Source organism: Klebsiella sp. OBRC7 (assembly GCF_000293135.1).
Taxonomy (GTDB): domain Bacteria; phylum Pseudomonadota; class Gammaproteobacteria; order Enterobacterales; family Enterobacteriaceae; genus Klebsiella; species Klebsiella michiganensis.
On record NZ_ALNJ01000063.1, the window covers coordinates 1 to 11,122 of the forward strand.

Genomic DNA, 11,122 nt, shown 5'->3' on the forward strand with positions numbered 1-11,122 from the left:
TATTGGCGTGAGTGGCGCGCGCCAGCGAAATCATCTGCGCCAGTCCTGTGAGGCGATTGTGGGTCAATGCCGCATCGGCGGTCTCCAGAGCGACGTCGGTGCCGCTGCCCATGGCAATGCCAATCGTCGCCGCTTTCATCGCCGGCGCATCGTTGATCCCGTCACCGACCATGGCCAGCGGCGACTGGGCATTAAGCGCCATCACCGCCTGCACTTTATCCGCAGGCAGCAGCCCGGCGCGGAACGCCAGCCCCAGTTCGCTGGCGATAGCCGCCGCCGCGCGCGGATTGTCGCCGGTCAGTATGATTCCCTGAACGCCTAACTGATGGAGTTCATCCACCGCCTGGCGAGCATCATCGCGTAGCGTATCGCGCAGCGCGACAATCCCCAGCAGCGCCTCATCGCGCATCACCAGCACCACGGTTTGCCCCGCGCTTTCCAACTGCTGAATAGGTTCATCGTACTGTGGATCGCGATTTTTACCCGCGGCGCAAATCAGCACCTGACGTCCTTCAACCTGCGCCTCAATGCCGGATCCGGCCAGCGCGCGCTGGCCGCTTGCCGGCGGAATGACCAGCTGCCGCTGCTCCGCCTCACGTACGACCGCCTGGGCTAACGGGTGGCTGGAGCCTTGCTCCACGGCGGCCGCCAGCGCCAGCAGATCGTTTTCACCGATGTCTGCGGTCGTCAACACCGCGGTGACGCGCGGCTGGCCGATGGTCAGGGTGCCGGTTTTATCAAACGCCACCTGGCGCACGCGGCCCAGCTGCTCCAGCGCCGCGCCGCCTTTAATCAGCGCGCCGCGACGCGCCGCCACCGCCAGCCCGGAGGTAATCGCCGCCGGGGTTGAGATCACCAACGCGCACGGACAGCCAATCAGCAGCAGCGTTAAACCTTTATAGATCCACGGCAGCCATGCGCCCGCAAACAGCAGCGGCGGAATAATGGCCACCAGCAGCGCGACGACCATAATCGCCGGGGTATAGATGCGGCTAAAGCGATCGATAAAGCGCTCAATCGGCGCGCGGCGCTCTTCCGCTTCTTCAATCAGCTTAAGGATGCGATCGATAGCGCTGTCGCCCGGTTCGGAGATCACCGTCAGCTGTACCAGACGATCGACGCTGGTCGCGCCGGCCGCCACGCGTTCCCCGGCGTTACGCTCCACCGGTACGGATTCACCGGTTAACGCGCTCTCATCGAAGCTGGCGAAGGGCGAGAGCAGCTGGCCATCGGCGGGCAGGCGGCCTCCGGCGGCGACTTCAATCACGTCGCCGGGGCGCAGGTCGCGCTGGGCTACGGTTTCACGCACGCCGTCGCGCACGCGGATTGCCGTGTCGGGTTTCAGCGCCATCAAGGCGCTGACGCCTTGCCGCGCGCGGCTGGCGGCCCAGCCCTCAAGACGTTCGCCGATTAAGAACAGCAGCAGGACCATCGCCGCTTCGGCGGTGGCGCCGATAAACAGTGCGCCGATGGCTGCGACGCTCATCAGGGTTTCAATGGCGAACCAGCTTCCGCTTTTGATCAGGCGTATTGCTTGCCGGGCGACCGGCCACAGGCCGACCAGCGTGGTTGCGATGAAGGCAATTTCGCCCAGAGGCGGGCTGAACTGCTCCAGTCCCCAGCTGAGCGCCATCATGGCGACGAGGGTGAGGAGCGGCAGATTCTCGCGCAGCCACGAGGTGGACTCCTCTGCCCGTGGCGCGTTTTCATCACGCAGCTGATAGCCCGCGGCGCGAACGGCGCTTTCGATCTGCGGACGGACATTGCCCTCGGCGTTGACCAGCAGCTTTTCGGTGGCAAACAGTACCTGCACCTGGCTGACCCCCGGCACCTGGCGAACGGCGGTTTCGACCTTGCGGGCGCAGGCCGCGCAGTCCATGCCTTCTACCAGCCAGCTAAAGCGCGCGTGACTCAGCGCATCGTTTTCAGCGGCGGTTTCGCTGCTGCAGGCGTGGCCCGTGCAGCAGCTTTCCGCAGGCTTCGCGGCAGGGGTAAATTTTAACGATGAGAAGTGTGGGACTTTTTTATCCTGTGATTCTGGAGCCGACATAGGACCCTCCGGGTAATGATAATTTTCTCATTACCCGCAGGATACACTCTGGAGTCGACTCCAGAGTCAAGCGCTTAATTACAAATAGAGCGCGCGGACGATCAGGAAGTGCCCGGCGAAGTAAAACGCCGAGGAGATCGCGTTGTCAGCGCGGAAGCGGCGGCGATAATGGCTGATGAGCCAGACCGCGTTGCCGAGCAGCAGGGATGCCGCGCCAGCGAAGCCGGACAGGGCGGTATCCGTCGGGCGGGCGAACCACAGCTCCCCGGCCAGCCAGACCATCACCAGCGTCATCGCGATAAAGGTAAACACCGGCATCCGCATCTCTTCCAGACGCGTCCAGATAATCGCCAGCAGCAGCGCGCCGAGGATCAGCAACACCAGCGGCAGCGGCCAGAAGAAAGATAGCGTCAGCTGGCTGGCAAACCAGATGGTGTAGAGCAGATGCGAGAGAAAGAACGCCCCCACCGCGTACATTACCCGCTGCCGCGGCAGCAGGGTCAGCGCATCGCCGACCAGCGAGGCGCAAAGCCCGGCCAGCACCAGATAGCTGATGGCGTTAAACATCGGCGCTTGCCAGGCCAGTAACAGAAGCAGGATCAGCGTGACGGGTTTAAACACCCAGCGACGCCAGGCAGGCCCACGATAGGACGCATCGACGTAAAGCCATGCGGAGAAACAGACAGCAATAAATGACCAAAGCATAGTAAGTCCCTGTATCTGTTATCATTACGTAAGTGATTGTACTTACAGTACTGAATCTCAGTGTAGTGGTTTGCAGAGGAAGATGACAATGATAATCAAGCCACAGTATGCTTATTCCTGATAATTCCTGGGGGCAAGGTGAATGAGTAAAGTTCCGCTGTTTTTTATGGTTGCCGTTGCCATCATTGCGGTTGCCGCGTCGTATCGCTATGTGCAGCAGCGTCGGGAAAAAATGGATAACGATGCCGCGCCGCTTTTGCAAAAACGGGTGGTGGTGAGCAATAAGCGGGAGAAGGTGATTAACGATCGCCGTTCGCGCCAGCAGACGGTGACGCCTGCCGGCAGCGAAATGCGTTATGAAGCAAGCTTCAGGCCGGAAAGCGGCGGGCTGGAAGTGGTTTTTCGTCTGCAGGCGCCGCAGTATCATGCGCTAAGCGTCGGTGATAAGGGCGTCCTGAGCTATAAAGGTTCGCGGTTTATGGGCTTTACGCCAGACCCCTGAACCTTTTCCTGGCATTACTTCTTCTTCAGGGTCGCCTTGAGCTTTTTCTGCCAGGCGACCAGTTCGAACACGCCGAAGATGAAAATACGAATCTGCTCGAAGCGCCCCAGCGGTGGCATCTCTTTCGTCTGCGTCGCCTTGAGTAGCGTCAGCTGCAGGCCGTGCATCAGAATCATAAAGATCAGCGCCACGTTAACGAAGATGTTCAGCGGTTTTGGGAACGGTTGAAACAGGTTAAGCAATAAAAACGCCCACACGCACAGCATCAGCAAGCGGCCAAAATTAATCAGCATGGTTTTCTCCTTGGGCCTCACGTTGATAGAGACGGTAGGCGACCTGTCCGGCCACTTTTTCACGATAGACGTGCCAGTTCATCGGCACCGGCGGTAAACCGTTTTCGACTTCACTCTCGATGTAGATGAGCGCTTCATCGCTAAGCCAGCCGTTGTTTTCCAGCAGCTTTAGCGTCTCTTCAAGCAGTCCTTTACGAAACGGGGGATCGACAAACACGATGTGATGCGGCGTGCCCGCCTGAGCAAGAAACGCTAAAGTATTGGTATTGACCACCTTAGCGTTGCTGGCTTTGAGGGTCGCCAGATTTTTTTGCAGCTGCTGCGCGACGCCGCGTTCCATTTCCAGCAGCGTGGCGCTGGACGCATAGCGGGAGAGGGCTTCAAGGCCCAGCGCGCCGCTGCCGGCGAAGCAGTCGAGGCAGTTCGCGTCAACGATCGATGGCGCCAGCCAGTTAAATAGCGTTTCGCGCACCCGGTCGGTGGTCGGGCGCAGACCCGGGCTCTCCGGCACCGGGAGTTTACGGCCCCGCCATTGCCCGCCGATAATACGGATCTGGCCGCTGCCCGCGTGGTTTGGTTTCTTCATCTCTTTGCTCAAGTCTCAACTTCCGGGCTGCTATTCTAACGATCGGCGGCGGTTGACGAAACCTTAATCCGGGGGCGGTGATGCGAGTTAAGTTAAGTGGTAGACTATCCGACTAATTTCATCATTTTTCAGCTTCCGCTATCTACTGGCCGAAGCTGTGCCATGAATTAACAGCGAGGAGTGTAGTCGCAAATGGCGAAAGACAAAAAACGTGGCTTCTTTTCCTGGCTGGGCTTTGGTCAAAAAGAACAGGCGCAGGAAAGCGAAACAGAACAAAAAGTAGAAGCCCAGCAAGAGGTTGAAGAACCGGCTCAGGAAAGCGAAGCGCCTGCGGTTGCGCCGGAAACGGTCGACGCCACTGCGACAGAGAAACAGGATGCTGAAGCCTTTGCCGCCGAGGTGGTTGAGGTGACCGAGCAGGTTGTGGAGAGCGAACAGCCGCAGGCGGTTGTCGAATCCCCGGCTGTTGAGGAGATAGCGGAGCAGCCCGCGGTTGAAGAGACGGTCGCTGAGCCGCTGGTGGAAGAGATCATCGCCGAGCCGGTAGTGGCTGAAGTCGTCGCTGAACAGACGCCGGAAGAGGTCATTACCGAACCGGAAACGGCAGTTATTGAAGAAACCGCCGTTGACCAGCCGGAACCAGACGAAACGGTAGAAGAGGCTGAGGCCGATATCACCGATGAAGAGCTGGAAGCACAGGCTCTGGCGGCGGCCGATGCGGCAGAAAACGCCGTTGAAGTGGTGCCGGACGAAACCGTCGTGACGCCGTTAGAGCAGGAAAAACCGACCAAAGAAGGTTTCTTCGCCCGCCTCAAACGCAGCCTGGTAAAAACTAAACAGAACCTCGGTTCCGGATTTATCAGTCTGTTCCGCGGTAAGAAAATCGACGATGATCTGTTTGAAGAGCTGGAAGAGCAACTGCTGATTGCCGATGTCGGCGTGGAAACCACGCGTAAGATCATCACGCGTCTTACCAACGACGCCAGCCGCAAGCAGCTGCGCGACGCCGAGGCGCTATACGGCCTGCTGAAAGAAGAGATGGGCGATATTCTGGCGAAAGTGGATGAGCCGCTGAACGTAGAAGGCAAAACGCCGTTTGTGATTCTGATGGTCGGCGTCAACGGCGTCGGTAAAACCACCACCATCGGCAAGCTGGCGCGTCAGTTCGAGCAGCAGGGCAAGTCGGTGATGCTGGCGGCGGGGGATACCTTCCGCGCGGCGGCGGTTGAGCAGCTCCAGGTTTGGGGGCAGCGCAACAATATTCCGGTGATTGCCCAGCACACCGGCGCGGATTCGGCATCGGTCATTTTCGACGCCATCCAGGCGGCGAAGGCGCGCAATATTGACGTCCTGATTGCCGATACCGCGGGTCGTCTGCAGAATAAATCGCACCTGATGGAAGAGCTGAAGAAGATTGTCCGCGTCATGAAAAAACTCGATGTCGATGCGCCGCATGAAGTTATGCTGACCATTGACGCCAGCACCGGGCAGAACGCGATTAGCCAGGCCAAACTGTTCCATGAAGCGGTTGGACTGACCGGTATTACCTTGACTAAGCTGGATGGGACCGCCAAGGGCGGGGTTATCTTCTCGGTTGCCGATCAGTTCGGTATTCCGATTCGCTACATCGGTGTTGGCGAACGTATTGAAGATCTGCGTCCGTTTAATGCGGGCGACTTTATTGAGGCACTTTTTGCCCGAGAGGATTAAAAATGATTCGCTTTGAACAAGTCAGCAAAGCCTATCTCGGTGGGAGACAAGCGCTGCAGGGGGTGACTTTCCACCTGCAGGCGGGCGAGATGGCGTTTCTGACCGGCCATTCCGGCGCGGGGAAAAGTACCCTGCTGAAGCTTATCTGCGGTATCGAACGGCCCAGCGCCGGCAAAATCCTTTTCGGCGGCCATGATATTAGCCGCCTGAAAAGCCGCGAGGTGCCGTTTTTGCGCCGTCAGATTGGCATGATTTTCCAGGACCACCATCTGCTGATGGACCGAACCGTTTACGATAATGTAGCGATCCCGCTGATTATCGCCGGTGCCAGCGGGGATGATATCCGTCGTCGCGTCTCGGCGGCGCTGGATAAAGTCGGGCTGCTGGACAAAGCGAAAAACCTGCCGATTCAGCTTTCAGGCGGGGAACAGCAGCGCGTGGGCATCGCCCGCGCGGTGGTGAACAAACCTGCGGTCCTGCTGGCGGATGAACCGACCGGTAACCTCGACGAGGCGCTGTCGGAAGGGATCTTACGTCTGTTTGAAGAGTTTAACCGCGTTGGGGTGACGGTTCTGATGGCGACGCATGACCTGGGGCTTATCTCCAGTCGTCCGTACCGCGTCCTGTCCCTCAGCGAGGGGCATATGCATGGAGGCCACATCGGTGAATAAGCGCGAGGCAATGAACCACATTCGCCGATTCGGCAATCGATTCGACCGTTTCCGCAATGCGGGCGGAGCGGGCGGTAGCGGCGGGCGCAATGCGTCGAAGCGGCCAAAAGCGGCGCCGAATCCGGCTTCCCGCAAGAGCAACGTATTCAATGAACAGGTGCGCTACGCCTGGCACGGCGCGGTACAGGATCTGAAAAGCACGCCGCTGGCGACGTTTCTGACGGTGATGGTTATCGCCATTTCGTTGACCCTGCCAAGCGTGTGCTACATGGTCTACAAAAACGTCAGCACCGCGGCGTCGCAGTATTATCCCACGCCGCAAATCACCGTCTATCTGGAGAAAACGCTGGATGACGATGCGGCTGCGCGGGTAGTCGGCCAGCTGCAGGCGGAGCAGGGCGTCGAGAAGGTTAACTATCTGTCGCGCGATGAAGCCCTTGGTGAATTCCGCAACTGGTCAGGCTTCGGCGGCGCGCTGGATATGCTGGAAGAGAACCCGCTGCCGGCGGTGGCGATCGTGGTGCCGAAGATTGATTTCCAGAGCGTTGAAGCGCTGAACACGCTGCGCGACCGCGTGAGCCACGTTCAGGGCGTTGATGAAGTGCGTATGGATGACAGCTGGTTTGCGCGCCTCTCGTCGCTAACCGGGCTGGTCGGACGCGTTTCGGCGATGATCGGCGTGCTGATGGTGGCGGCGGTCTTCCTGGTGATCGGCAACAGCGTGCGTCTGAGCATCTTCGCCCGCCGCGATACCATAAACGTGCAGAAACTGATTGGCGCGACTGACGGCTTCATTCTGCGTCCGTTCCTTTACGGTGGGGCGCTGCTGGGGTTCTCCGGCGCGTTTCTGTCGCTGATCCTGTCGGAAATTATGGTCATGCGCCTGTCGTCGGCGGTCACCGAAGTGGCGAAAGTCTTCGGCACGCAGTTTGAACTCAGCGGCTTAGGCTTTGACGAGTGCCTGCTGATGCTGATTGTTTGTTCGATGATTGGCTGGGTCGCCGCCTGGCTGGCAACCGTTCAACATTTACGTCACTTTACTCCCGAGTAGAAAAAATCTGGTATAATCTTTCCCTGCACTGAATATCTCTCTGCAGGGAAAGAGTCCCTGTCGACGCTTCCCTAAACTTCATAACCATGTCACATTTTGTGCGTAATCTATTCACATCATTGCATGGAACTTGTGGATAAAATCACTGTCTGATACTAATGTGAGTGATATTCTCGTTGCTCATCAATGCTGGCATGTTTGTTGCTCCGTTGTGAGGACAGAAAGATGCCAGAAGATATCGATTGAGAGGATTTGAATGACCAAAGATATGCAAACTTTAGCCTTAGCCCCCGTTGGTAACCTGGAATCGTACATCCGGGCTGCTAACACTTGGCCGATGTTATCGGCTGATGAAGAGCGGGAGCTTGCTGAAAAGCTGCATTACCAGGGCGATCTGGAAGCAGCGAAAAAGCTGATCCTGTCTCACCTGCGCTTTGTTGTTCATATTGCTCGTAACTACTCGGGCTATGGCCTGCCGCAGGCGGATCTGATTCAGGAAGGCAACATTGGCCTGATGAAAGCCGTGCGCCGTTTTAACCCGGAAGTGGGCGTGCGTCTGGTTTCCTTCGCCGTGCACTGGATCAAAGCGGAAATTCATGAATACGTGCTGCGTAACTGGCGTATCGTGAAGGTCGCGACCACGAAAGCACAGCGTAAGCTGTTCTTTAATCTGCGCAAAACCAAGCAGCGTCTGGGCTGGTTTAACCAGGATGAAGTTGAAATGGTGGCCCGCGAGCTGGGCGTGTCGAGCAAAGACGTTCGTGAGATGGAGTCACGTATGGCGGCGCAGGACATGACCTTCGACATGTCGTCGGATGATGAGTCCGATAGCCAGCCGATGGCGCCGGTGCTCTATCTGCAGGATAAAACGTCTAACTTTGCCGACGGCATTGAAGACGATAACTGGGAAGAGCAGGCGGCAAACAAGCTGACCGACGCGATGCAGGGTCTTGACGAACGTAGCCAGGACATCATCCGCGCCCGCTGGCTGGACGAAGACAACAAGTCTACGCTGCAGGAGCTGGCAGACCGCTACGGCGTGTCGGCTGAACGTGTACGTCAGCTTGAAAAGAACGCCATGAAAAAACTGCGCGCCGCTATCGAAGCCTAACTTAAGCGCCAGTCCCCCGATAACGCCCCACATTACGATGGGGCGTTTTGTTTTTCTGCCTCCGCCAGCGCCTGCGGGCAGTGCATTTTCAGACACTCAAGCAGGACGTTGAACGCCGGTTCCATCTGCGTTTCCGGCTGCGAAGCAAACCCCATCAACAGCCCTTTCTTCCGCTGCGCCGTCAGGTAATAGCGCGACAGCGGACGCACTAAAATATGGCGCGCGTTGGCATCGAGGGCAATCGCCACGTCATCCGCCTCATCCGGCAAATTCAGGATCAGATGCAGTCCGGCATTATCGCTGAAGTCCGACAGCGCGTGCGGCCCGCAGTGCCGCTGAATCAGCTCGGTCAAAAAGACGCGACGGCGGCTGTAGAGCAGGCGCATGCGGCGAATGTGCGCCGAGTAATGACCGGCGTTGATAAATTCCGCCAGCGCCAGCTGGATCAGCGAATGGCCGCCGCGGTAGAGCTCGGCGTGGGCGTTTTTGAGTTCAGCCGCCAATGGTCGAGGCAGTACGACGTAGCCCAGCCGCAGCCCCGGGTAGAGCGTTTTACTGAACGTACCGACGTAGACCACCGGCGCTTCGGGGACTAAGCCCTGTAGCGCCGGGATCGGCTGGCCGGAAAAGCGAAACTCGCTGTCGTAATCATCTTCCACAATCCAGCTGCCGTGCTGATGGGCCAGGGTGAGCAGGCGCTGTCGGCGCTCAAGGCTCATTACCGCGCCGAGGGGATACTGATGGGATGGCGTAACGAAGATCAGCCGCGGGGCTTCGGCTATGCTTTCGGGCGGGCACAGGCCGCTGGCATCAACCACCACGGGCTCGGCCCGCACTTCATTCATCGCCAGCACATGGCGAATGCCCCAGTAGGACGGTTCCTCCACCCAGGCGAGATCGCCGCGGTCGCACAGCATGCGGGTAATCAGGTCGATCGCCTGGTGGATCCCTTCGGTGATAAGAATTTGATCTGCCTGGCACTGAACGCCGCGCGCTACTCTCAGATAGTCCACCAACGCGTGCTGTAGCTCGGCCGTTCCGCCGTTACAGCTGTAGCTGAGCTGTTCCGGTTTTGGACGGCGGCTGATACGCGCCTGGATTTTACTGAACAGCGGGTGGGGAAACGCGTTGACGTCCGGTACGCCGGGGATAAACGCCCCCCACTGACGCGGGCTGGCGCTGATGTGCCCCAGCAGATGCTGGCCGCGCCGTGAGATGGGCGCACTGGCTGCTGGCGCAGGGCTACTTTCACTGGCGCTGCTGGCGGGAAGAAACATATCGGGCAGCGTTTTTGCGACGAATGTTCCGCTGCCGCGACGGGACACGACGTACCCCTCAGCCAGTAATTGTTCGTAAACTGTTAAAATTGTGTTGCGCGACATTCTCAGCTCTCCCGCCAGATCCCGTGAAGGGGGCAGGCGGCTATGGGGCGGGAGAGAACCATCCAGAATGGCGTGGCGAATCGCCTTGTAAAGGCGCTTGTGCAGGAGCGGATCGGTTTCTTTCTGCAATCTGACCAGCACCAGGTCTGCGATAAGCGAACGCAATTGGATCCCTCAGATAATCTGAATTGGTACTCGATTATAGGGCCAAATCCTGTGTAAATAAACGACATAGTTTCGGATTTGTTGCGATAACGTGACACACATGACAGGAGATTCTCGGTGAAAAGTTCAGAACTGAATCAGCGTCGCCAGCAGGCGACTCCGCGCGGCGTAGGGGTGATGTGCAGCTACTTTGTTGAGAAAGCGGAGAACGCTACGCTGTGGGATATTGAAGGGAATGAGGTGATCGATTTCGCCGCCGGCATCGCGGTGCTGAATACCGGCCATCGCCACCCAAAAATCGTTGCCGCCGTTGAACAGCAGCTGCAGGCCTTTACCCACACGGCTTACCAGATTGTCCCGTACGAAAGCTATGTCACGCTGGCCGAGCGGATTAACGAACTGGCGCCGATTGACGGTCCGGCAAAAACGGCGTTCTTTACCACCGGGGCGGAAGCCGTTGAAAACGCCGTAAAAATCGCGCGCGCTTATACCGGCCGTCCGGGGTTGGTTACCTTCGGCGGCGGCTTCCACGGTCGTACGTTTATGACCATGGCGCTGACCGGCAAAGTGGCGCCTTACAAGATTGGTTTCGGCCCGTTCCCGGGCTCGGTTTATCACGCCGTCTACCCTAACGCCGCCCATGGCATTACCACCGCCGACGCGATGAAGAGTCTGGAGCGCATTTTCAAAGCGGATATCGCGGCCGATCAGGTGGCGGCGATTGTGCTGGAGCCGATTCAGGGGGAAGGCGGCTTTAACGTTGCCCCGCCTGAGTTTATGCAGGCGCTGCGCGCGCTGTGCGATACCCATGGCATTCTGCTGATTGCCGATGAAGTCCAAACCGGCTTTGCGCGCACCGGCAAGCTATTTGCGATGCAGCACTATGATGTGAAGCC

11 protein-coding genes are annotated in these 11,122 nt (G+C 58.4%); 6 read left to right on the forward strand and 5 right to left on the reverse strand.

The features are described from left to right. Positions 1 to 2,050, reverse strand: a 2,050-nt coding sequence (gene zntA, locus HMPREF1144_RS12635; protein WP_009652956.1) for a Zn(II)/Cd(II)/Pb(II) translocating P-type ATPase ZntA, incomplete at its 3' end; no start/stop codon positions are given. A 78-nt stretch (positions 2,051 to 2,128) separates the two neighbouring features. After that, entirely contained in the window at positions 2,129 to 2,755 is a 627-nt protein-coding gene (locus tag HMPREF1144_RS12640; RefSeq protein ID WP_004855080.1) for a lysoplasmalogenase, read from the reverse strand. 142 nt (positions 2,756 to 2,897) lie between these two features. On the opposite strand from HMPREF1144_RS12640, the gene HMPREF1144_RS12645 reads away from it, so the two are divergent. Continuing rightward, positions 2,898 to 3,257: a DUF2500 domain-containing protein gene (locus tag HMPREF1144_RS12645; RefSeq protein WP_004855078.1), complete on the forward strand. Its 360-nt coding sequence runs from the start codon at positions 2,898 to 2,900 to the stop codon at positions 3,255 to 3,257. A gap of 14 nt (positions 3,258 to 3,271) precedes the next feature. Here the strand turns inward: HMPREF1144_RS12645 and HMPREF1144_RS12650 are convergent, their stop codons facing one another. Next, positions 3,272 to 3,550, reverse strand: a complete 279-nt coding sequence (locus HMPREF1144_RS12650; protein ID WP_004106574.1) for a DUF1145 family protein — start codon at positions 3,548 to 3,550, stop codon at positions 3,272 to 3,274. Further along, entirely contained in the window at positions 3,540 to 4,136 is a 597-nt protein-coding gene (gene rsmD, locus HMPREF1144_RS12655) for a 16S rRNA (guanine(966)-N(2))-methyltransferase (protein ID WP_004855077.1), read from the reverse strand. The genes HMPREF1144_RS12650 and rsmD overlap by 11 nt, the downstream gene beginning before the upstream one ends. 192 nt (positions 4,137 to 4,328) lie before the next feature. Between rsmD and ftsY the strand changes: the two genes are divergently transcribed. From ftsY to rpoH, 4 genes are all read left to right on the forward strand, one after another. After that, positions 4,329 to 5,846 carry a signal recognition particle-docking protein FtsY gene (gene ftsY, locus HMPREF1144_RS12660; RefSeq protein WP_004855074.1) on the forward strand — a complete coding sequence of 506 codons (1,518 nt, stop codon included), beginning with the start codon at positions 4,329 to 4,331 and terminating at the stop codon, positions 5,844 to 5,846. A gap of 2 nt (positions 5,847 to 5,848) precedes the next feature. Beyond that, complete coding sequence (ftsE, locus tag HMPREF1144_RS12665; protein WP_004106557.1) at positions 5,849 to 6,517, forward strand: cell division ATP-binding protein FtsE; 669 nt, start codon at positions 5,849 to 5,851, stop codon at positions 6,515 to 6,517. Continuing rightward, entirely contained in the window at positions 6,510 to 7,568 is a 1,059-nt protein-coding gene (ftsX, locus tag HMPREF1144_RS12670; protein WP_025106848.1) for a permease-like cell division protein FtsX, read from the forward strand. Before ftsE ends, ftsX begins: the two co-directional genes overlap by 8 nt. Before the next feature lie 256 nt (positions 7,569 to 7,824). After that, positions 7,825 to 8,679, forward strand: coding sequence for an RNA polymerase sigma factor RpoH (gene rpoH, locus HMPREF1144_RS12675; protein WP_004106554.1), 855 nt, complete (start codon positions 7,825 to 7,827; stop codon positions 8,677 to 8,679). Positions 8,680 to 8,711: 32 nt separating this feature from the next. Here the strand turns inward: rpoH and HMPREF1144_RS12680 are convergent, their stop codons facing one another. Continuing rightward, complete coding sequence (locus HMPREF1144_RS12680; protein WP_009652955.1) at positions 8,712 to 10,226, reverse strand: PLP-dependent aminotransferase family protein; 1,515 nt, start codon at positions 10,224 to 10,226, stop codon at positions 8,712 to 8,714. A 117-nt stretch (positions 10,227 to 10,343) separates the two neighbouring features. Between HMPREF1144_RS12680 and HMPREF1144_RS12685 the strand changes: the two genes are divergently transcribed. Further along, a partial coding sequence (locus tag HMPREF1144_RS12685) for an aminotransferase class III-fold pyridoxal phosphate-dependent enzyme (RefSeq protein WP_009652957.1) occupies positions 10,344 to 11,122 on the forward strand: 779 nt, incomplete at its 3' end.

What these genes read in the sequence shown, in the direction of transcription:
- rpoH (WP_004106554.1), top strand. Translation starts at nt 7,825, where the DNA reads ATGACCAAAGATATGCAAACTTTAGCCTTAGCCCCCGTTGGTAACCTG.
- HMPREF1144_RS12640 (WP_004855080.1), bottom strand. Translation starts at nt 2,755, where the DNA reads ATGCTTTGGTCATTTATTGCTGTCTGTTTCTCCGCATGGCTTTACGTC.
- rsmD (WP_004855077.1), bottom strand. Translation starts at nt 4,136, where the DNA reads ATGAAGAAACCAAACCACGCGGGCAGCGGCCAGATCCGTATTATCGGC.
- ftsY (WP_004855074.1), top strand. Translation starts at nt 4,329, where the DNA reads ATGGCGAAAGACAAAAAACGTGGCTTCTTTTCCTGGCTGGGCTTTGGT.
- HMPREF1144_RS12645 (WP_004855078.1), top strand. Translation starts at nt 2,898, where the DNA reads ATGAGTAAAGTTCCGCTGTTTTTTATGGTTGCCGTTGCCATCATTGCG.
- HMPREF1144_RS12650 (WP_004106574.1), bottom strand. Translation starts at nt 3,550, where the DNA reads ATGCTGATTAATTTTGGCCGCTTGCTGATGCTGTGCGTGTGGGCGTTT.
- ftsE (WP_004106557.1), top strand. Translation starts at nt 5,849, where the DNA reads ATGATTCGCTTTGAACAAGTCAGCAAAGCCTATCTCGGTGGGAGACAA.